The sequence below is a fragment of the Bacillus sp. LR_5 genome (assembly GCF_042709275.1).
Window position 1 is genome coordinate 1 of the sequence record NZ_JAVAXX010000020.1, and the last position, 21367, is coordinate 21367.

A 21367-nucleotide genomic window follows, 5' to 3' on the forward strand; every position below is an offset into this window, starting at 1 on the left:
AGTATACAGACATGAATTGCTTGAGCAGTTTTTAAGAATCATTGGTGTTGATGAAGAGAAAATATATAACGATGTTGAAGGAATCGAACATCATTTAAGCTGGAACAGCATTGATCGCATCGGGGATCTTGTTCAATACTTTGAAGAAGATGATGCCCGTAAAAAAGATCTGAAATCAATCCAAAAGAAATCAGAACATCATAATCAGTAAAAAGGCGGTCTCAAAGGAGGCCGTCTTTTTTGATGCGCTGCGCCTCGCGTCATTCGTTGGTCTATTTCTTCGCGTGTTTTCTTAAAATGATAGTAAACGATCGGATGAAGGGGGAGAGAATGAGATGTATATTGACGGTGTGTTTTCCGGCGGAGGAGTAAAAGGCATTGCGCTGGCAGGCGCTTATGAAGTGCTTGAGGAAAAAGGCTTCCGCTTTAAAAGGGTTGCGGGTACAAGCGCTGGCGCAATTATTGCCGCTTTCATTGCGTCAGGTTACACCAGTAAGGAAATCCACGCTTTGATTAAAGAAGTGGACGGAGAGAAATTGCTGGACCAGCGATACTCATTTCTCCCCTTAAAGATGCTCCAGTGGGTGTCCATCTACTGGCGTCTCGGCTTATACAAAGGCGACACGATAGAAAAATGGATTGCTGATCTGTTAAGAGCGAAAGGCATAAGGGTTTTCGGTGATTTACAGAAAGGGTCTCTGCGACTGATCGCTTCTGATCTGACAAACGGCACCATGATTGTTTTGCCGGACGATTTGGTCCGTTACGGGTTAAATCCCGATATGTTTCCTGTTGCCAGAGCAGTAAGAATGAGCTGCAGCATTCCGTATTTCTTTGAACCGATAAAATTAAAAACGGACAAAGGCACCGCCACGGTAGTTGACGGAGGGGTGTTAAGCAATTTTCCAATCTGGCTGTTTTCAAAGGAAAGAAAGCGCCCAGTGATCGGTGTAACGCTTGCGCCGCGTGAAAGAGAGCGTCCGAAAAAAAATATCCGCAACGCTTTCGAACTGTTTGGCGCCCTGTTTGAAACGATGAAGGATGCACATGACGCAAGGCATATTGCGTCACGCTATGAACAAAACATCATTTTTCTGCCGGTTGACGACGTAATGGCGACCGATTTTCATTTAACACAACAAAAAAAACTAGCCCTGATTGAGCTAGGTAAAAGACGGACAGAGCAGTTTTTAAAACAGTGGACCTATTAAAAAAGCGCTCTGTTTTTCTTTTTATTTTTTTTCCCTTCTATAACAGTCAGTTGAGTCTGGCTTTTTTTCTTGAGAATCATCGGCTTAGGCTTGCTGGCGCTCGGAACGCTTCGCAGGTGGCTGACACGTCCCTTATGTCCGGCGCGGTGCTTTGCTTTTTGTTCTTTCATCCGGCGCCGTGATTGTTTCGCCGCTTTTTTGAATGCTGCTCCTTCGCTGCCCGCATTTCGATTCATTACATATTTCACAATAAAATAAATAATGATACCTGCCACGATGACGGTTACCGCCATTTTTGCCATTTCTCCGGGAGTGGTTACCAACATATAGAGGAAACCGAACGCTCCCAGCGCAATTAATACAGCAATAATAGGTTGTACACGATGATTCATAACTGTCCACCTCCGAAAGTAATAGCAGGGCAACGGATACTAGATGACGTTGTGAGAAGGCTTCTGATTTTGTCCAGACATTTCTTCGAGTCTGAGAAGCTCGTTAAAGCTTTCGATGGCAACTTCAACCTGGTCATCCTTAGGTTCTTTTGTTGTTAACAGCTGAAGCCAGAGGCCCGGGTAGCCAAGGAATTTCAGTCCGGGAATATCACGAACTTTATTTGTCAGCTGCAGAACTTCAAAGGATATGCCGAGTACGACCGGTATCAGTGCAACACGATCTATAACACGCAGCCAAAGCGGATCTGTCGGAACAAGCAAATAGACAAACATGCCGACAATAATCGTAAATAAAATAAAGCTTGATCCGCAGCGGTAATGAAGCCGGGACTGGTTTTGAACATTCTCCACTGTAATTGGCAAATTCTGTTCATAACAGTTTATGACTTTATGTTCGGCTCCATGATATTGAAACACTCTTTTAATGAGCGGCGTCATGGACAAAAAATAAATGTAACCGAGCAGCAAAATCAATTTAAACAGGCTTTCAACCGCAATCTGAGTGATGTCCGATGAAAAAATCGGCCTTGTCAGTTCAGCTAAGAAAACAGGAACCAATGTAAATACGAATTTACTGAACAAAAATGATAAGACGCCGATTACCGCGAGGCTGAGATACATAGACAGCCCGGAGGCTTTTTTTTCTTCCTGCTCAAGTGTCTCGTCTTCAGATGGATCGAGCCCGTAACGTTCGCTTGAAAAATTCAAATGCTTTGTGCCATTTGCGCTCGCTTCAATAATGGCCGCGATCCCCCGTAAAAACGGTATCTTTTTCACGATGTTCAGTTTCGGATTGTGTTTGCGGGGAAGCTTAAAGAAGTCAATGCTTCCATCCGTTCTTCTAATAGCCGTAACGTAATGATGCTTTCCGCCAAACATAACGCCTTCCACAACTGCCTGCCCGCCGTAAGCGGGCGGAATTTTATGTTTTGACATATTATCAACCTGCCTATTTCTTTAGGATTGCTAACCATTTCCTTTCACTCTATTGTACAGGAAACAGCGCTAAACCTCTAGATTGACAGGCTGAAAAATTGTCATAGCCTTGCTTTTTCTACATGCATTATACCCGTTATTTTCAAATTTTACTCGCTGCTGCCAAAAAGTGTGAGCTTTTTTATTGACATTTTATTTTTTGGGCACACTTTAACTGGAGGTGCCATGATGACAAGCGAAAAAGATACAGAACAAGATCAACAATTGAATGAGAAGCAAGGACCGCCTGTTCCGATGGCCGGAAGGGTGGCGGCAACAGGTTTTTGCGGAGGCGTATTATGGAGTTTCATTGCTTATATAGCGTATTTATTTCATTTTTCCGAAATCAGTCCGAATATGATTTTGCAGCCATTTGTGCTAGGGGAGTGGAAAAAACATGGACTGGGAACCGTAATCAGCATTATTTTGATCGGAATTCTTTCAATTGGCGCAGCGTTTCTTTATTATCTTCTATTGAAACGTTTAAAAACAATGTGGCCGGGGGTTTTATACGGCTTGCTGCTTTGGCTGATCGTGTTTTTTGTTTTTAATCCGATTTTTCCTGATGTTCGCGCGGTGACCGAACTGAAAGCAGATACAGTTATTACGACCATTTGCATCTATTTGCTTTACGGGCTGTTTGTTGGTTATTCTATTTCATTTGAATACAATGAGCTGAATTCGGAAAAGCTGGCACGTGCGTTGGGAACACATAGAGAATAGTGTATTATCCTTTTGCAGTATGATAAAATGTTCACGAGAAGTGAACATTTTTTACATGAGAAACCCTCGCGAAAAGGAGAGATTCATGTGCCTCATTTTTTAATTTTGAACGGGCCGAATGTCAATCGGCTGGGGAAGCGTGAACCGGAGGTATTCGGCCGCCAGACACTGACCGATATTGAAACAGATCTTTTTCAATTTGCAGAAGCCTTACATATCCAGCTTACTTTCTTTCAGTCTAATCACGAAGGTGATTTGATAGATGCGATACACGAGGCTGAGGAGCAATACGGCGGGATTGTTCTGAACCCTGGAGCCCTGAGTCATTACAGCTATGCGATCAGGGATGCTGTTTCAAGCATCAGTCTTCCTGTGGTTGAGGTGCATTTATCAAACTTATACGCCAGGGAGGAATTCAGGCATCAGTCGGTTATCGCTCCGGTTGCGAAAGGGCAGATTGTCGGTCTTGGAGCTGAAGGCTACAAGCTTGCTGTTCGCTACTTATTAAGCCAGCAAGGGGGAGAATAAAGATGAAGCTAGAGAAAATAAGAAACCTGTTTGAACAGCTGGGGATTGACGGAATGCTGATAACAAGCAGCACAAATGTACGCTATATGACCGGATTTACAGGTTCCGCGGGCTTGGCTGTTATATCAGGTGACAGGGCAGCGTTTATTACTGATTTTCGCTATACAGAGCAGGCAAAGGCTCAGGTAAAGGGCTTTGAGATCATTGAACATGGAGGCAGCTTGATTCAGACCACTGCCGACACGGTTGAAGCGTTCGGCATCAAGCGCCTCGGCTTTGAGCAGAACAGCATGACATACGGCACATACGCCTCGTACAGCGCGGTTATCAGTGAGGCTGAATTAGTGCCTGTGGCTGAATCCGTAGAAAAGTTGCGCTTGATTAAGTCTAGTGAAGAGATTAAGATATTAGAGGAAGCTGCGAAGATTGCAGATGATGCCTTCAGACATATCTTGACGTTTATGAAACCCGGCATTTCTGAAATTGCTGTTGCCAATGAGCTGGAGTTTTATATGAGAAGCCAGGGAGCTGACAGCTCTTCTTTTGATATGATTGTCGCCTCGGGCCTTCGGTCAAGCCTTCCGCACGGTGTGGCCAGTGACAAACTGATTGAAAGTGGAGACCTTGTTACGCTTGATTTCGGCGCTTATTATAAAGGATATTGTTCTGATATTACCCGTACGGTCGCTGTAGGTCAGCCCAGTGATCAATTGAAGGAGATTTATCAGGTCGTATTTGATGCTCAGGCGTTTGGCGTCGCACATATTAAGCCGGGGATGACAGGAAAAGAGGCTGACGCCCTTACAAGGGATCACATTGCTGCAAAAGGCTACGGTGAATATTTCGGCCATTCAACCGGGCACGGGCTCGGCATGGAAGTTCATGAATCGCCGGGATTGTCCGTCAGATCTTCAGCTATCCTTGAACCGGGCATGGTGGTCACAGTGGAGCCGGGCATTTACATACCAGAAACAGGCGGTGTCCGCATAGAAGATGACATCGTGATTACAGAAAACGGCAACAGGACAATCACCCATTCCCCAAAAGAACTTATTATTTTGTGATTGGAATATAGGAGGACATTAAACATGATTTCAGTTAACGATTTCCGTACAGGATTAACAATCGAAGTAGATGGCGGCATTTGGCGCGTCGTTGACTTCCAGCACGTAAAACCTGGTAAAGGCGCGGCGTTTGTCCGCTCTAAACTCCGCAACCTTCGCACTGGCGCGATTCAGGAAAAAACATTCCGCGCTGGTGAAAAAGTAGCGAAAGCGCAAATCGAAACAAAAACAATGCAATACCTATATGCAAACGGAGATCAGCACGTATTTATGGATACTTCTTCTTATGAGCAGCTTGAACTGAGCGCGACTCAAATCGAAGAGGAATTAAAATACCTGCTTGAAAACATGTCTGTGCATATCATGATGTACCAAGATGAAACGCTCGGTATCGAACTTCCAAACACAGTTGAGCTGAAAGTTGTTGAAACTGAACCTGGCATTAAAGGTGATACAGCATCAGGCGGTACAAAACCTGCGAAAACTGAAACAGGCCTTGTTGTAAACGTGCCGTTCTTTGTGAATGAAGGCGACACACTTGTTGTCAATACATCAGACGGTTCTTACGTTTCAAGAGCATAGAAAGAAAAAAGAAGTCTGTTCCCAAATGGGAGCAGGCTTTTTTTGTGCCCAAAAACAGAATCTTTCTTTTATACGAAAATGACAAGACTACTTCCGCAAGCTAGAGCATATCCTATAAAAAAATGGGAGGTTGGGAGAGTGCTATGAAATTTTTACTTGGAAATATCAATTCTACTGTTTTAACAATGGCCGGATTGCGAGTATTATCCTCTATGATTGAACTGACGGCAGCGATTATCATGCTTGTAACAAATGATGTCCGGAAGGCGGTTGTGGTTAACAGCATTCTCGCTATTGTCGGTCCGCTGATTTTTATCATCACCATGACTGTTGGAATCTATCAAATTGCCGGACAGCTGTCGTATGCAAAGCTGATTCTGATTTTTACGGGTGTTGTTTTGATTTTGGCGGGTGTTCATAAATAAAGAGAGGCTTGTCATAAAGTCTGCCTTACATCATACATTTTAAAGAAGCCAATCGGTAGAAAGGAGGAGGCTCTGTTGAATGAAATCGCTGAGGTTCTCCCTGAATCCCTGAAAAACGCCCTTTCTGAAATACCGGAACAACAATGGCTGGAAATCGAAGAAGTCAGAATTCGGGTAAACCGCCCTGTTGAATTGATTCGAAAAGGACAACCTGTTTTTTTGTCCTATGCCGGCACGGTCGAGGATGCCCATCTGATCCTCAGCCGGCTCAGCAACTATAGTATGTATACGCTCGAAGAAGAGCTGAGGAAAGGGTATGTCACGATCAGAGGCGGTCACAGAGTCGGACTGGCAGGCAGAGTCATCACGGAAAACGGAGGTGTGAAAGGCCTCCGTGACATCACATCTTTTAATATACGAATTGCCCGGCAAAAGCTGGGGATTGCGGAGCCGCTGTTTCCATTCTTATATCGAGAAAGCTGGCTGAATACGCTGATTATCGGTCCGCCGCAAACCGGTAAAACAACACTTCTTCGGGATCTTGCGAGACTCTCGAGCACCGGCAAAAACCATATGTTGCCCGTAAAGACAGGAATCGTCGACGAACGGTCAGAAATTGCCGGATGCCTGCGCGGCATTCCGCAGCATCAATTTGGACAGAGGATTGACGTATTAGACGCCTGTCCAAAGGCTGAGGGGCTGATGATGATGATTCGATCCATGAGCCCTGAGGTGATCATTGTCGATGAAATCGGGCGCATTGAAGATACAGATGCACTTCTTGAGGCGCTGCATGCAGGTGTTTCAGTAATCGTCTCGGCGCATGGCTGGAGCCTATCCGACCTGATGAAGCGTCCTTCATTGAAGCGTTTGTGGGAAGAAAGAGCCTTTGACCGCTATTTGGAATTATCGAGAGCAAAGGGACCGGGCACAGTAAGCCGAATTTATGACAAAGACGGAAATGTGTTGTCTGGGACGATGGGCGTGAAGACATGCTGAAGCTGCTGGGTGCTGTATTCATTGTGGTGGCGACAACATGGACAGGTTTTGAGATGGCGAAGATTTACACAGAACGGCCGCGGCAAATCCGCCAGCTGCGTGCGGCGCTCCAATCCCTCGAGGCTGAAATCATGTACGGCCATACACCGCTTCATATTGCTTCACAGCAGATTGCCAAGCAGCTGGCACAGCCTGTTTCAGCTCTTTTTATCACGTTCAGTGATCAGCTGGACAAAGGAAGTGATTCTGCGAAAACGGCGTGGGAGCAAAGCTTAAAGAAGGTGTGGGACACCATGTCTTTGAAAAAAAGCGAATATGAAGTGCTGAAGCAATTTGGTGAGACGCTCGGGATTCATGATCGAATCTCGCAGCAAAAGCACATCAAGCTGGCGCTGACACATTTGGAAGCCTCGGAAGCGGATGCTGAGCAGGCACAAGCGAAAAATGAAAAAATGATAAAAAGTTTGGGCTTTTTAGCGGGCTTGTTACTCATTCTTCTATTGATGTAAACGTGAGGGGAGCAAAAATAAAATGGGAGTAGACGTGAATGTCATATTTCAAATCGCCGGAGTGGGAATCGTGGTTGCATTTTTACACACGATTTTGGATCAGATGGGCAAAAAAGAATACGCCCAGTGGGTGACGCTGTTAGGTTTTATCTATATTTTATTTATGGTCGCAACGATTGTAGATGACCTTTTTAAAAAGATAAAAGCTGTGTTTTTATTCCAAGGATAGGGGGGCTTGCAGATTGACATTGTTCAAATTGTAGGTTTAGGGCTGATCGCCACCTTCCTTTCTTTGATTGTAAAAGAACAAAAGCCGACTTTTGCGTTTTTAATCGTCGTGTTTGCCGGATGTGCCATTTTTCTTTATTTGGTAGACCAAATCTACGACATTATTCGAATGATAGAGAAAATCGCGATTAATGCAAACGTCAACATGGTCTATGTTGAAACCATTTTAAAGATTATCGGAATTGCCTATATTGCTGAATTCGGGGCGCAGCTCACAAAAGATGCCGGACAAGGGGCCATCGCCTCGAAAATAGAATTGGCGGGGAAAATTTTAATTCTCGTTATGGCTGTGCCTATTTTAACCGTCATTATCGAAACGATTCTCGGACTTATACCTTCTATGTCATAACCGAAAGGAGGCGGTAGATTGAAGCGTTTTCAATGGGCTTTGCTTCTGGCCGTGCTGATCATAGCAGGCCGTGCAGACATTGTACAAGCAGCCGGTGACGCCGAACAAACGGAAGACCATGCTGAAACGGCTGAGCAATTAGCGGAAAGGACAGCGGCCTCGCTTGAAACAGACAAGATTAGTGAATTTTGGAATGACATTATGACAGAGTACGGCGGACTGCTGCCGGAAAGTCAAAAAGGCAGCATAATTGAGTTTATCAATGGCGATAAATCATTTTCACCGCAAGAATGGCTGAAAGCTCTCTTTTCTTATTTGTTTCATGAAGTGCTTGCCAACGGAAAGCTATTGGGCACATTGATTTTGCTCACGATATTTTGCGTTATCCTGCAGCTTCTGCAAAATGCATTTCAACAAAGCACCGTCAGTAAGGTCGCTTACTCAATTGTGTACATGGTGCTGATTATCCTTGCGCTAAACAGTTTTCATGTGGCAATCAATTATGCGACAGAGGCCATTCAGACGATGACCAGCTTTATCCTGGCGCTCATTCCGCTCCTCTTAGCGCTTTTGGCTTCCTCAGGCGGAGCTGTATCTGCAGCCTTCTTTCATCCTGTTATCCTCTTTCTGATGAACACGAGCGGTCTTTTGATTCAGAATATTGTCATGCCGCTCATTTTCTTATCAGCGATTCTGAGCATTGTCAGCACAATGACCGAACAATATAAAGTAACGCAGCTGGCCAACCTGCTCAGAAATATCGCCATCGGGGCGCTCGCCGTCTTTCTCACCATTTTTCTCGGTGTCATCTCTGTTCAGGGAGCCTCAGCTGCAGTGACAGACGGCATTACGCTCAGGACGGCTAAATTTATAACCGGAAACTTTATTCCTGTGCTTGGCCGAATGTTTACAGACGCGACAGATACAGTGATCAGCGCTTCCTTACTGCTGAAAAATACAGTAGGGATTCTCGGAGTCGCTATTTTGATCTGTATTGCGGCTTTTCCGGCAATCAAAGTGCTTTCCCTCGCTTTTATTTATAAGCTGGCAGCCGCGATTCTTCAGCCGCTTGGAGGCGGGCCCGTCATAACCTGCCTCGATGTCATCAGCAAAAGCGTCATTTATATTTTTGCAGCTCTCGCCATTGTGTCTCTCATGTTTTTTTTAAGCCTTACCGTCATAATCACAGCCGGAAACCTCACGATGATGATGAAATAAAGGAGGCTGGCGGATGAGTTTTTTAACTGAATGGCTTACCACCATCGTGTTGTTTATCCTATTTGCAATTGTGATTGATATGCTGCTGCCAAGCTCTAGCATGCAAAAGTACGCAAAAATGGTAGTCAGCCTGCTCTTAATTGTCGTCATGCTCACGCCGATTTTTAAGCTTTTCAACACAGACCCTGCAGTCATCTTTGAATATCTTACAAAAAACGGGCAGTCAGAGTCTGCCGACATAAAAAATCAAATCAATTCAAAAAAAATAGAAATACAAGCTTCCCAGCGTGCATATATTTTAGAAGAAATGGCTGTCCAACTAAAAAAGAAAGCGGAGGAGAGATTCAGTCATGATGAATACAAAGTAGGCAACATCAAACTCACGGCAGGAGAAAAGGTAGATTCAGAAGAGGATATTCAAACAATCAGCGTGTATATGGCCCCGTCTTCTGAAAAAACGGTCCAAACGGTCGCGCCGGTCCACATTGATACAGATCATGCATACGTAACGAAAGAAGCAGCCGAACAAAAAGAAGCCAAACAGATCCAGTCACAGCTCGCGGACATTTGGGAAATCGGAAGTGAGAAAATTACGGTTTATATGGAAGGCGGGGAGAGTGTCGGCAATGAATAAAAACGGATTATGGAATGTATTGAAAAAGCAGTTTCTTCCGGGGCAAACGAAGGACGGTGAAAAGCCGAAGCTGACCAAATATCATTACTTTCTGTTCGTTTTTGTTCTCGGAGTTTCCTTTATGCTTGTCAGCCAGCTGTTTTCTTCACCTGAGAAAACAGAAAACGCCAAAACGATAACGCCAGTATCATCACAAGATACCAAAGACAGCAAAGAGAAAACAGCCGAAGTGTTTAAAGCCTCAAAATCTGATGAACCTAAGGACTCGATCGATGATTATGAAAAAGAATACGAAAATCAGCTGAAAGAAATTCTTGAAACGATCATAGGTGTGGACGATGTCTCTGTAGTCGTGAATGTTGATGCAACGTCGCTGAAAGTATACGAAAAAAACAAATCAAACAAAAATACAACCACTGAAGAAACAGACAAAGAAGGCGGAACAAGAAGCGTTACAGACCAGACATCAGAAGAAGAAATCGTCATGATCAAAAACGGCGATAAGGAAACACCAGTCGTCGTCCAAACGAAAAAGCCTGATATACGCGGTGTACTCGTTGTTGCTCAAGGAGTGGACAACGTTCAAATAAAACAAACCATTATTGAAGCGGTGACACGGGTCCTGGATGTTCCAAGCCACCGGGTTGCGGTTGCCCCTAAAAAAATAAAGGAGGATTCATAAATGCTCAAAAAACAAACCGTTTGGCTATTAACAATGCTCAGTCTTGTCGTGGTGTTAAGCGTCTACTATATCATGTCGCCGGAAAGCAAAAATGCCGTGCAAATGCAAAGTGAAAAAAGCGCGTCTGACAGTGGAGAGGTCGCAACTGAAAAAGCTCCTCCCAAGCAAGACACAAAGGAAAAAAACGGTACAGAAACTGAAACAGAAAAAGAGGATGGAACAAAGGGCACAAAAGATTCATCAGCAGACAAGGAGACATCCGCTGAAGCTAGTGAAAAAGGAACTGTTGTAACAGAAACAGCCGATGATGATCTGTTCACGACGTACCGTCTTGATTTAGAAGATGCCAGAAGCAAAGAAAGAGAAGAACTGAATGCCATTGTGTCAAGCGATGATGCAACAGCAAAGGAAAAGAGCGAAGCATATGATAAAATGACGGCTCTCAGTGAAGTGGAAGGAACAGAAAAACAGCTGGAAACGCTTATTAAAACACAAGGCTACGAAGACGCGCTCGTCAATGCTGAAGGAGATAAAATCAACATTACAGTCAAATCAGACAAACACTCCAAATCGAAGGCGACAGCCATTATAGACCTTGTGGCAAAAGAAATCAAAACAATGAAAGACGTCGCTGTCACATTTGAACCATCCAAGTAAAAAAGAGGAAAAACACGCCCGCTTAAACAGCGGGCTTTTTGGCGTGCCAATCATATTAGAGTTGAATTCAAAAGTCCGCTCCTGTAAGATGAACATAGTATGTACTTTTAGTAGTAACCTATAAAAAAGAAATTTCATACATAGGAGTGCGATTGAATGTTAAATATTAAAGAAATCCACGAGCTGATTAAAGCAATTGACGAGTCTACAATTGACGAATTCGTATATGAAAATGAAGGTGTATCCTTAAAACTGAAAAAACATGAAGCAGGCACTGTTCAAGTCATGCAGCAGGCGCCGGCAGCACCTGTACAGGCACAGGCTCCGCAGGCAGTTCAGCCGCAAGCGCAGCAAGCAGCGCCGGCACCTGCCCAAGAAGAAACTAAGCAAGATGAGAATCTGCATAAAATCACTTCACCAATGGTAGGAACATTTTATGCATCTTCATCTCCGGAAGCTGGCCCGTATGTAACGGCTGGTTCAAAAGTAAATGAAAACACAGTTGTCTGCATTGTAGAAGCGATGAAGCTTTTCAACGAAATCGAAGCGGAAGTAAAAGGCGAAATCGTTGAAGTATTAGTAGAAAACGGCCAGCTGGTCGAATACGGACAACCTCTATTTCTTGTAAAAGCAGAGTAAGGAGACTTAACATGATTAAAAAGCTATTGATCGCCAACCGAGGAGAAATTGCTGTCAGAATCATCAGAGCCTGCAAAGAGCTCGGAATTGAGACTGTCGCTGTTTATTCAGAAGCTGATAAAGATGCCCTTCATGTTCAAATGGCCGATGAAGCTTTTTGTATCGGTCCGAAAGCATCAAAAGACAGCTATTTAAACGTTACAAATATTGTGAGTGTTGCGAAGCTGACAGGCACGGATGCTATTCACCCGGGATATGGGTTTTTAGCTGAAAATGCTGATTTCGCGGAATTATGTGAAGAAGTTAACGTCACATTTGTCGGCCCGAGCGCTGACGCCATTTCAAAAATGGGAACAAAAGACGTTGCGCGGGAAACGATGAAACAGGCCGGCGTGCCGATCGTACCGGGTTCACAAGGAATTATAGAAAATGTGGAAGAAGCGGTTTCACTTGCTAATGAAATTGGGTATCCTGTAATTATAAAAGCCACAGCAGGCGGAGGCGGAAAAGGAATCAGGGTTGCCCGCACCGAAGAGGAACTGATTAACGGCATTAAGATTACCCAGCAGGAAGCTGCAACTGCATTTGGAAATCCAGGTGTTTACATCGAAAAATACATAGAGGATTTTCGTCATGTTGAGATCCAAGTGCTTGCCGATAACTACGGAAATACCATCCATTTAGGGGAACGCGACTGCTCGATCCAAAGACGCCTGCAAAAGCTTTTGGAAGAATCACCATCTCCTGCGCTTGATTCAGAAATTAGGGAGCAGATGGGCGATGCAGCGGTAAAGGCTGCAAAAGCGGTTGGCTATACAGGTGCTGGAACAGTTGAATTTATATATGACTACAATGAACAGCGCTATTACTTCATGGAAATGAACACGAGAATTCAGGTAGAGCACCCAGTCACAGAAATGGTGACGGGAACTGACCTGATTAAGGAACAAATCAAAGTGGCATCAGGAATGGAACTGAGCCTCAAGCAAGAAGATGTTGAATTTGAAGGCTGGGCCATCGAATGCCGAATCAACGCAGAAAATCCAAGTAAAAATTTCATGCCGTCACCTGGTGAAATTAAAATGTACCTGCCTCCTGGCGGTCTTGGTGTCCGTATCGATTCAGCTGCGTACCCGGGCTACTCCATCCCTCCGTACTATGACAGCATGATTGCAAAAGTGATCACATACGGAAAAACGAGAGATGAAGCGATTGCCCGCATGAAGCGCGCATTGAGCGAATTTGTCATCGAAGGCATTGAGACAACAATCCCGTTCCACTTAAAACTGCTTGAACACGAAACATTTGTTGGCGGAGAGTTTAATACGAAATTTTTAGAAACATATGATGTAATGGGCTCATAATTTTTACGGAGGTGAATTGAATGAAAGACAACAGCTTGCTTAAAATGGATCAAGAAGATACGCATTTGGGTAAGGTTGAGATTGCCCCGGAAGTCATTGAGGTCATTGCCGGCATTGCAGCTTCAGAAGTTGACGGTGTTGCCGAAATGCGCGGAAACTTTGCGACAGGCGTCGTCGAACGCTTCGGTAAAGTGAATCATGGCAAAGGTGTCAAAGTCGATCTGGCGGATGATGGAATTACGATCGATGTATACTGTGTCGTTACATTTGGTGTTTCGATTCCGAAAGTTGCAGCGTCCGTTCAGGAAAACATTCGTCAAACCTTATTAAATATGACGTCTCTTTCGATTAATGAAATCAATATTCACATCGTCGGCATTCAATTTGACACAAAAGCCCAGGAAGTCCAAATCGACGAAGAAATGTAAATGGCTTAACACGAAACCAAGGGGAGGGCGGCCCTTTGGTTTTTTTACACGTTACCCTTTATTTCAAAGCATGAAGAAAGCCGGCTCAAGGCAGCCGAGTTTCTTCATGATCGTGAAATCCGAATGATCATATTAAGGTACATGAAAATATTCGGTAATAGGGTGAAAAAACCTTGATTTCAATATGCGGATACGAAAAAAATATGTTATGATCTCTTTGTGGCTTAACGACAAGCGGATAAAGAGGATCAAAGGAGAAAGAAAATGAAAAGAAGAACAGCAAGAGAAAAAGCTTTGCAGGCACTATTTCAAATTGATGTCAGCGATATTGCAGTGAATGAAGCCATAGAACACGCACTGGATGAAGAAAAAACAGATCCATTCTTTGAACAGCTTGTACACGGGGTATTGGAACATCAAGTCCAGCTGGATGAAATGATCTCCAAGCATCTGGTGAATTGGAAGCTTGATCGGATTGCCAATGTTGACCGCGCGATTTTGCGTCTGGCAGCTTACGAAATGGCATATGCCGAAGACATTCCGGTGAATGTCTCCATGAACGAAGCGATTGAGCTGGCAAAACGGTTTGGTGATGACAAAGCGACAAAATTTGTAAACGGGGTTCTTTCTAACATTAAATCTGATATTGACCAATCATAGGAGGAAAGAAAATGACTGCAACAATCATCGACGGAAAAGAAACGGCTAGAGAAAAACGCGAACAATTGGCAAAAGAGGTAGAAGAGCTTAAAAAGCAAGGGGTCACCCCCGGACTGGCGGTTATTTTGATTGGAGATGATCCTGCTTCTCACTCTTACGTGCGAGGAAAGAAAAAAGCGGCTGAAACAATGGGAATGAATTTCAAGCTTGATCAATTTGACAGCAGCCTCACAGAAGCTGAACTGCTTTCCATTATCGATCAATACAATCAAGACCCTGAGTTTCACGGCATTCTCGTTCAGCTTCCGCTTCCAGACCATATTTCTGAAAAAGCGGTGATCGAACGTATCTCTCCTGATAAAGATGTAGACGGTTTTCATCCGTTAAACGTAGGGAAAATGCTGCTTGGCGAAGATACGTTTCTTCCTTGCACGCCTCACGGAATTGTTGAGCTTTTGAAGAAAACCAATATCGACCTTTCCGGTAAAGAGGTTGTTGTAGTCGGCCGAAGCAATATTGTCGGCAAACCTGTCGGCCAGCTTTTATTAAATGAAAACGCGACAGTTACTTACTGTCATTCAAAAACAGAAAATATGACCGAACATACGAAAAAAGCGGACATCCTGGTGGTCGCAGTCGGCAGAGCCAACTTCATCAGTGCAGACCAGATCAAAGAAGGCGCTGTTGTCATTGACGTAGGCGTTAACCGTCTGGAAAGCGGAAAGCTTTGCGGAGATGTTGAATTTGAAGGGGCAAAGGAAAAAGCATCCTTCATCACGCCGGTTCCGGGCGGAGTAGGTCCGATGACCATCACGATGCTTGCGCATAATACTGTTAAATCTGCGAAACGTACGTTATCATAGATAATTGGAGATATTCACAGGCGGGGCGTTTTGCCCGCCGTGAATATGAGCACGATACCCGCTTCTTCAGGCTCCTAAAGCCAGGGCGGGTTTTCTTTAGTTATGGTGCAGGAATGCTTATGAGAGGAGTTTGAGACATGGGTGAAACAGCGTTTGTTACCGTCTCAGCGCTGACAAAGTATATAAAACGAAAATTCGATGTAGATCCTCACCTTGAAAATATTTGGATTAAAGGCGAATTATCGAATGTAAAAATACACACAAGAGGCCACATTTATTTCACATTGAAAGACGAAAACGCCAGAATGCAGTCGGTGATGTTCGCGAGACAGAGCGAGCGTCTGCCTTTTAAACCTGAAAACGGCATGAAGGTGCTGGTCAGAGGCGGAATTTCCGTATATGAACCGAGCGGAAACTACCAATTATATGCCAAAGAAATGCAGCCTGACGGGGTCGGAGCACTTTATTTAGCGTACGAAGAGTTAAAAAAGAAGCTTGCCGGAGAAGGTTTATTTGACGACCGCTACAAAAAACAAATCCCCGCATTTCCAGCCACAATCGGGGTTGTGACATCTCCGACGGGTGCCGCTGTTAGAGACGTCATTACAACTCTCAAAAGAAGATATCCCCTTGTAAAAGTCATTGTTCTTCCAGCGCTCGTACAAGGCGAAAATGCAAGCAGATCCATCGTTAGCCGCATTGAAGAGGCAAATGAAAAAGAGATGTGCGACGTATTAATTGTCGGGAGAGGCGGCGGTTCGATAGAAGAACTGTGGGCATTTAATGAAGAAATTGTAGCACGTGCGATCTTTGCTTCTAACATTCCGATTATATCGGCTGTCGGGCATGAGACCGACTTTACGATCAGTGATTTTGTCGCTGATATTAGAGCTGCGACACCGACAGGAGCAGCTGAGATTGCCGTACCGCATACCACTGATTTAATCGAACGGACAAAAACAGCGGAAGTCAGAATGACAAGAGCGATGCAGCAGCATCTCGGTCAGAAAAAAGAACGGATTCAAACGCTGCAATCCTCGTATGCCTTTCGTTTTCCAAAGCGTTTGTATGTGCAAAAAGAGCAGCAGTTTGACCTTGCCTATCAGCAGTTTCAAGCACAGCTTACCGCTCTTTTAGATCGAAAAAACAGACAGCTGGAGCGTGAAACGTACAGATTAGAGGCGCTGCATCCACATGAACAGCTGAAGCAAGCGAGAACACGATATGAGGAACAAACAAATCAGCTGAGAAAAAATATGAATATCCAAATGAAGCAGCTGCATTCCCAATTTCAAACTGTTCTTGGCAAGCTGAATGCGTTAAGTCCTCTTCAAGTGATGGAAAGAGGATACAGCTTGGCTTATAAAGAAGACGAACTCATTAAAAGTGTCAGTCAAATAGAAGAGAAGGACCAGCTTGAGGTCAAGCTGAAGGATGGCGTGCTGACCTGTGAAGTATTAGAAAAGAGAGGGGAAGAAAAATGACAGACGTGAAAAAAAATGAAAACATGACATTTGAAGAAGCGATGAAAGGGCTTGAGAGCATTGTGTCAAAGCTTGAAGAGGGTGATGTGCCTTTAGAGCAAGCGATTAACTATTTCCAAGAAGGCATGGCTCTTTCAAAAATGTGTCACGAAAAGCTGCAAAAAGTCGAAAAACAAATGGACTTCATTTTAAAAGAAGACGGCGAACTGGCACCTTTCAGTGTTCAGGAGGAAGACGAAGGTGACAAATAAATTAACGAGCTTTCTGGCGGAGCGGAAAAAAACGATTGAAAATCAGCTTTCTGTCTATACAGAAAAGCTCGATATGCCGGACTCATTAAAAAAATCTATGCTGTATTCCCTTGAGGCTGGCGGAAAGCGGCTGCGTCCTCTCATTGTACTAGCCGTTTTAAACGCATACGGGAAAAGTGAAAAGGACGGCATTCCGGTCGGGTGTGCTGTCGAAATGATTCACACGTATTCATTGATTCATGATGACCTTCCTTGTATGGATGATGACGATTTGCGCCGCGGGAAGCCGACAAACCATAAAGTGTTCGGTGAAGCGACAGCAGTATTAGCGGGTGACGGGCTCCTGACGGAAAGCTTTAAGCTGATCACCTCCCACGTGTCAGACGAGGTGTCAGCAGAAAAGCGCCTTCGGCTTGTGAATGAGCTGATTTCAGCGGCAGGCACTGAAGGCATGGTCGGGGGACAAGTAGCTGATATGGAAGCGGAAAACCGCCAAGTCACGCTTGAAGAACTCGAATCCATTCATGAACGGAAAACCGCCAAGCTCCTCGGTTTTTGCGTAATCGCCGGTGCTATTTTGGCGGATGCGCCTGAGGAAGATATCGAAACGCTGCGTACCTTCAGCAGCCACATTGGAATCGGTTTTCAAATCAGAGACGATATTTTAGATTTAGAAGGCAGTGAAGAGAAAATCGGCAAACGTGTCGGCTCGGATACAACAAACGAAAAATCGACTTACCCGTCACTTCTTTCACTGGAAGGGGCCAAACATAAATTGGATGTTCACATAAAAGAGGCGAAGCGTTTGATCGGCGGACTCTCTCTTCAAAAAGACCTTTTATATGAGCTTTGTGATTTAATTGCGGCAAGAGATCACTAAACCGATCCTAATTTGAAGCGGCTGCACGAGATATGGTAAAATGTAAGCAGTTTATATGAAAAATGAAAAGGAAAAGCGCGTTTGTCTTTTTTTATGTCTGAGATCTGGCTGTTGTCCAGCTCGACATGCAGAAGACATGTATCATTGCAGAAATTCATGCTGAAAGTGAGTTGATCCGCTTTGGATCTTTTATCAATACAGGACCCGTCGTTTTTAAAAAACATGTCCATTGATGAATTAGAGAAATTAAGTGATGAAATCCGTCAATTTTTAATTACAACTTTATCCGCTTCCGGCGGCCACATCGGCCCAAACTTAGGTGTCGTAGAGCTTACTGTTGCGCTGCATAAGGAATTTAACAGCCCAAAAGACAAATTTTTGTGGGATGTAGGCCACCAGTCGTATGTCCATAAGCTGCTGACAGGACGCGGAAAAGAATTTGCGACGCTTCGCCAATACAAAGGGCTTTGCGGATTTCCAAAGCGGAGTGAAAGCGAGCATGATGTTTGGGAAACCGGGCACAGCTCAACTTCTCTGTCAGGCGCGATGGGAATGGCAGCTGCACGTGATATTAAAGGAACGGATGAATTTATTATTCCGATTATTGGTGATGGCGCGCTGACCGGCGGAATGGCGCTTGAAGCCTTGAACCACATCGGCGACGAGAAAAAAGACATGATTGTCATCCTAAATGATAATGAAATGAGTATTGCACCGAATGTCGGTGCCATTCATTCTATGCTCGGAAGGCTGCGCACTGCCGGGAAGTACCAGTGGGTCAAAGATGAGCTCGAATACTTGTTTAAAAAGATTCCGGCAGTTGGAGGCAAACTTGCCGCCACGGCGGAACGGATCAAAGACAGCCTGAAATATATGCTCGTCTCCGGAATGTTTTTTGAGGAGCTTGGTTTTACGTATTTAGGCCCGGTGGACGGACATTCTTATCATGAGCTGATTGAGAATCTTCAATACGCCAAAAAAACGAAAGGCCCTGTTCTCCTGCATGTCATCACGAAAAAAGGGAAGGGGTATAAACCGGCTGAGACCGATACGATTGGAACATGGCACGGTACCGGACCATATAAAATCAATACCGGTGACTTTGTAAAACCGAAAGCAGCAGCTCCTTCATGGAGCGGCCTTGTCAGCGGCACTGTGCAGCGAATGGCGCGCGAGGACGGACGCATTGTAGCCATTACGCCGGCTATGCCTGTCGGCTCAAAGCTAGAAGGCTTCGCAAAGGAATTCCCTGACCGAATGTTCGACGTAGGAATCGCAGAACAGCATGCCGCAACGATGGCTGCAGCAATGGCAATGCAGGGGATGAAGCCGTTTTTGGCGATTTATTCAACCTTCCTGCAAAGGGCATATGATCAAGTGGTTCATGACATTTGCCGCCAAAACGCCAATGTGTTTATTGGAATTGACCGTGCAGGACTCGTAGGTGCTGACGGTGAGACACATCAAGGTGTGTTTGATATTGCGTTTATGCGCCACATTCCAAACATCGTCTTAATGATGCCGAAAGATGAAAATGAAGGACAGCATATGGTTCATACAGCACTCAGCTATGACGAAGGCCCGATTGCGATGCGTTTTCCGCGCGGAAACGGACTCGGCGTAAAAATGGATGAACAGCTGAAAACGATTCCGATCGGTACGTGGGAGGTGCTGCGTCCGGGGAATGATGCTGTCATCTTAACATTTGGAACAACAATCGAAATGGCGCTTGAAGCAGCTGAAGAGCTGCAAAAAGAAGGCCTCTCCGTGCGCGTTGTAAATGCGCGTTTTATTAAGCCGATTGATGAAAAGATGATGAAGGGTATCCTAAAAGAAGGCTTGCCAATTTTAACGATTGAAGAAGCGGTCTTAGAAGGCGGTTTCGGAAGCTCGATTTTAGAATTCGCTCATGATCAAGGTGAATATCTTACACCGATCGACAGAATGGGTATCCCTGATCGGTTTATCGAACACGGAAGCGTAACGGCGCTTCTTGAAGAGATTGGACTAACAAAACAGCAGGTGGCAAACCGTATTAGATTACTGATGCCTCCAAAGACACACAAAGGAATTGGATCATGACGTCAAAGAAAGAACGATTAGATGTATTACTAGTAGAAAGAGGGCTGGCGGAAACGCGGGAAAAAGCCAAGAGAGCCATTATGGCAGGGATCGTCTATTCAAACGAAAACCGCTTGGACAAACCTGGGGAAAAGATTGACCGCGACCTTCCGTTAACCGTCAAAGGAAACCCGTTGAGATATGTGAGCAGAGGCGGCTTAAAGCTTGAAAAAGCGCTGAAGGAGTTTCCTGTCTCAGTTAAGGATAAAATCATGATTGATATTGGCTCCTCCACCGGCGGCTTTACGGACTGCGCTCTGCAAAACGGAGCTAAACAGTCATACGCGGTGGATGTAGGCTACAATCAGCTTGCGTGGAAGCTCAGACAGGATGAACGTGTCGTCGTGATGGAACGGACAAACTTCCGTTACGCGACACCGGCAGACTTTACAAAGGGCATGCCGGAGTTTGCCACAATTGATGTGTCCTTTATTTCACTGCGGCTCATCCTGCCTGTCCTCAAGACATTGCTTGTACCGGGCAGTGACTGCATGGCTCTTGTTAAGCCGCAGTTTGAAGCGGGACGGGAATCCGTCGGCAAAAAAGGGATTGTCAGAGATCCTAAAGTGCATGTGGATGTTCTCAAGCGAATGAATAGTTTCTCTGCGGCTGAAGGCTATATTTGCAAAGGCCTGTCATTTTCTCCAATTACGGGAGGAGACGGAAATATTGAATTTCTCCTTCATTTGCATTGGCCGGGAGAGGGACAGGAAGGACAAGAGCTGCCGGAAGAAGAGATCATCCGCGTTGTAGAAGAGGCACATAAGACGTTAAAAGAAAAAAAAGCAGATGTACCGGAATAATAGGGCGCTATTATTCCTTTTTTCTGCATTCATGTACAATTTGCAGAGAATCATATAACATAAAAGAACAGATAAGCTGGAAATAGAGGTGCTTACATGAACAAAGGCCAGAGGCATATTAAAATCAGAGAGATCATTACAAGCAATGAAATCGAAACGCAGGATGAATTGGTCGACATGCTGAAGCAGGATGGATACAAAGTAACACAAGCCACGGTTTCACGGGATATCAAAGAACTTCACCTTGTGAAAGTGCCTACGAATAACGGCTCTTACAAATACAGTCTTCCGGCAGACCAGCGTTTCAATCCGTTGTCCAAGCTGAAGCGGGCATTGATGGACGCATTTGTGAAAATAGACTCAGCAAGCCATATGATTGTGCTGAAAACGATGCCGGGAAACGCCCAGGCAATCGGAGCGCTGATGGACAATTTGGACTGGGATGAAATTATGGGGACCATTTGCGGAGATGACACGATTTTAATTATTTGCCGGACTCCTGAAGATACAGACGGCGTAAAAAACAGGCTGCTTGAGCTGCTGTAACAGAAATCTAACAAAGATAAGAGGTGTAATGC

28 protein-coding genes are annotated in these 21367 nt (G+C 44.7%); 26 read left to right on the top strand and 2 right to left on the bottom strand.

The window, feature by feature from the left end:
- Together RAC86_RS06830 and RAC86_RS06835 are read left to right on the top strand one after the other, a co-directional pair.
- A partial coding sequence (locus RAC86_RS06830; RefSeq protein WP_377885448.1) for an iron dependent repressor, metal binding and dimerization domain protein occupies positions 1-211 on the top strand: 211 nt, incomplete at its 5' end.
- A gap of 124 nt (positions 212-335) precedes the next feature.
- A complete protein-coding gene (locus tag RAC86_RS06835) occupies positions 336-1211 on the top strand; it encodes a patatin-like phospholipase family protein (protein ID WP_014114381.1) in 876 nt (291 codons plus the stop codon).
- On the opposite strand, the gene RAC86_RS06840 is transcribed toward RAC86_RS06835, so the two are convergent.
- Together RAC86_RS06840 and RAC86_RS06845 are read right to left on the bottom strand one after the other, a co-directional pair.
- Positions 1208-1603 carry an SA1362 family protein gene (locus RAC86_RS06840; RefSeq protein ID WP_014114380.1) on the bottom strand — a complete coding sequence of 132 codons (396 nt, stop codon included), beginning with the start codon at positions 1601-1603 and terminating at the stop codon, positions 1208-1210. The two genes, RAC86_RS06835 and RAC86_RS06840, sit on opposite strands and share 4 nt — an antisense overlap.
- Positions 1604-1642: 39 nt before the next feature.
- Entirely contained in the window at positions 1643-2599 is a 957-nt protein-coding gene (locus RAC86_RS06845) for a DUF1385 domain-containing protein (protein WP_061186885.1), read from the bottom strand.
- A gap of 225 nt (positions 2600-2824) precedes the next feature.
- Between RAC86_RS06845 and RAC86_RS06850 the strand changes: the two genes are divergently transcribed.
- The 24 genes from RAC86_RS06850 (at position 2825) to argR (ending at position 21335) form a co-directional block, all read left to right on the top strand.
- The gene (locus RAC86_RS06850; RefSeq protein WP_014114378.1) at positions 2825-3361 is read left to right on the top strand and encodes a YqhR family membrane protein; all 537 of its coding nucleotides are present in this window, start codon (positions 2825-2827) and stop codon (positions 3359-3361) included.
- A gap of 87 nt (positions 3362-3448) precedes the next feature.
- Positions 3449-3889 carry a type II 3-dehydroquinate dehydratase gene (aroQ, locus tag RAC86_RS06855; protein ID WP_014114377.1) on the top strand — a complete coding sequence of 147 codons (441 nt, stop codon included), beginning with the start codon at positions 3449-3451 and terminating at the stop codon, positions 3887-3889.
- A 2-nt stretch (positions 3890-3891) separates the two neighbouring features.
- The gene (gene papA, locus RAC86_RS06860) at positions 3892-4953 is read left to right on the top strand and encodes an aminopeptidase PapA (RefSeq protein WP_014114376.1); all 1062 of its coding nucleotides are present in this window, start codon (positions 3892-3894) and stop codon (positions 4951-4953) included.
- A gap of 24 nt (positions 4954-4977) precedes the next feature.
- Entirely contained in the window at positions 4978-5535 is a 558-nt protein-coding gene (gene efp, locus RAC86_RS06865; RefSeq protein WP_003226377.1) for an elongation factor P, read from the top strand.
- A gap of 143 nt (positions 5536-5678) precedes the next feature.
- Complete coding sequence (locus RAC86_RS06870; protein WP_003226379.1) at positions 5679-5960, top strand: YqhV family protein; 282 nt, start codon at positions 5679-5681, stop codon at positions 5958-5960.
- A 75-nt stretch (positions 5961-6035) separates the two neighbouring features.
- A complete protein-coding gene (gene spoIIIAA, locus RAC86_RS06875; RefSeq protein WP_072566537.1) occupies positions 6036-6959 on the top strand; it encodes a stage III sporulation protein AA in 924 nt (307 codons plus the stop codon).
- Positions 6953-7468: a stage III sporulation protein SpoIIIAB gene (gene spoIIIAB, locus RAC86_RS06880; protein ID WP_003226383.1), complete on the top strand. Its 516-nt coding sequence runs from the start codon at positions 6953-6955 to the stop codon at positions 7466-7468. Before spoIIIAA ends, spoIIIAB begins: the two co-directional genes overlap by 7 nt.
- A gap of 22 nt (positions 7469-7490) precedes the next feature.
- The gene (gene spoIIIAC, locus RAC86_RS06885; RefSeq protein WP_003153142.1) at positions 7491-7697 is read left to right on the top strand and encodes a stage III sporulation protein AC; all 207 of its coding nucleotides are present in this window, start codon (positions 7491-7493) and stop codon (positions 7695-7697) included.
- Positions 7698-7703: 6 nt separating this feature from the next.
- Positions 7704-8105 carry a stage III sporulation protein AD gene (spoIIIAD, locus tag RAC86_RS06890; RefSeq protein ID WP_003230228.1) on the top strand — a complete coding sequence of 134 codons (402 nt, stop codon included), beginning with the start codon at positions 7704-7706 and terminating at the stop codon, positions 8103-8105.
- An 18-nt stretch (positions 8106-8123) separates the two neighbouring features.
- Complete coding sequence (gene spoIIIAE / locus RAC86_RS06895; protein ID WP_014114372.1) at positions 8124-9323, top strand: stage III sporulation protein AE; 1200 nt, start codon at positions 8124-8126, stop codon at positions 9321-9323.
- 13 nt (positions 9324-9336) lie between these two features.
- Positions 9337-9957: a stage III sporulation protein AF gene (gene spoIIIAF, locus RAC86_RS06900; protein WP_014114371.1), complete on the top strand. Its 621-nt coding sequence runs from the start codon at positions 9337-9339 to the stop codon at positions 9955-9957.
- Positions 9950-10639: a stage III sporulation protein AG gene (spoIIIAG, locus tag RAC86_RS06905; RefSeq protein WP_014114370.1), complete on the top strand. Its 690-nt coding sequence runs from the start codon at positions 9950-9952 to the stop codon at positions 10637-10639. Before spoIIIAF ends, spoIIIAG begins: the two co-directional genes overlap by 8 nt.
- Positions 10640-11296 (top strand): stage III sporulation ratchet engulfment protein SpoIIIAH, encoded by a 657-nt coding sequence (gene spoIIIAH / locus RAC86_RS06910; protein ID WP_014114369.1) that lies wholly within the window; start codon positions 10640-10642, stop codon positions 11294-11296. It begins immediately after the preceding gene.
- 156 nt (positions 11297-11452) lie between these two features.
- Complete coding sequence (gene accB / locus RAC86_RS06915) at positions 11453-11935, top strand: acetyl-CoA carboxylase biotin carboxyl carrier protein (protein ID WP_014114368.1); 483 nt, start codon at positions 11453-11455, stop codon at positions 11933-11935.
- An 11-nt stretch (positions 11936-11946) separates the two neighbouring features.
- Entirely contained in the window at positions 11947-13299 is a 1353-nt protein-coding gene (accC, locus tag RAC86_RS06920; protein WP_014114367.1) for an acetyl-CoA carboxylase biotin carboxylase subunit, read from the top strand.
- A 20-nt stretch (positions 13300-13319) separates the two neighbouring features.
- Entirely contained in the window at positions 13320-13727 is a 408-nt protein-coding gene (yqhY, locus tag RAC86_RS06925) for a fatty acid biosynthesis protein YqhY (RefSeq protein WP_003236896.1), read from the top strand.
- Positions 13728-13991: 264 nt separating this feature from the next.
- Positions 13992-14387, top strand: coding sequence for a transcription antitermination factor NusB (gene nusB, locus RAC86_RS06930; RefSeq protein ID WP_014114366.1), 396 nt, complete (start codon positions 13992-13994; stop codon positions 14385-14387).
- Between the two features lie 11 nt (positions 14388-14398).
- Positions 14399-15250, top strand: a complete 852-nt coding sequence (folD, locus tag RAC86_RS06935; protein WP_072566536.1) for a bifunctional methylenetetrahydrofolate dehydrogenase/methenyltetrahydrofolate cyclohydrolase FolD — start codon at positions 14399-14401, stop codon at positions 15248-15250.
- 137 nt (positions 15251-15387) lie between these two features.
- Positions 15388-16734, top strand: coding sequence for an exodeoxyribonuclease VII large subunit (gene xseA / locus RAC86_RS06940; RefSeq protein ID WP_072566535.1), 1347 nt, complete (start codon positions 15388-15390; stop codon positions 16732-16734).
- The gene (locus RAC86_RS06945) at positions 16731-16985 is read left to right on the top strand and encodes an exodeoxyribonuclease VII small subunit (protein ID WP_003226409.1); all 255 of its coding nucleotides are present in this window, start codon (positions 16731-16733) and stop codon (positions 16983-16985) included. The genes xseA and RAC86_RS06945 overlap by 4 nt, the downstream gene beginning before the upstream one ends.
- The gene (locus tag RAC86_RS06950) at positions 16975-17865 is read left to right on the top strand and encodes a polyprenyl synthetase family protein (protein WP_072182049.1); all 891 of its coding nucleotides are present in this window, start codon (positions 16975-16977) and stop codon (positions 17863-17865) included. Before RAC86_RS06945 ends, RAC86_RS06950 begins: the two co-directional genes overlap by 11 nt.
- 180 nt (positions 17866-18045) lie before the next feature.
- Positions 18046-19947, top strand: a complete 1902-nt coding sequence (gene dxs / locus RAC86_RS06955) for a 1-deoxy-D-xylulose-5-phosphate synthase (RefSeq protein WP_072182048.1) — start codon at positions 18046-18048, stop codon at positions 19945-19947.
- A complete protein-coding gene (locus RAC86_RS06960; protein WP_072566534.1) occupies positions 19944-20789 on the top strand; it encodes a TlyA family RNA methyltransferase in 846 nt (281 codons plus the stop codon). Before dxs ends, RAC86_RS06960 begins: the two co-directional genes overlap by 4 nt.
- Positions 20790-20885: 96 nt before the next feature.
- A complete protein-coding gene (gene argR, locus RAC86_RS06965; RefSeq protein ID WP_014114358.1) occupies positions 20886-21335 on the top strand; it encodes an arginine repressor ArgR in 450 nt (149 codons plus the stop codon).
- Positions 21336-21367 lie beyond the last annotated feature (32 nt).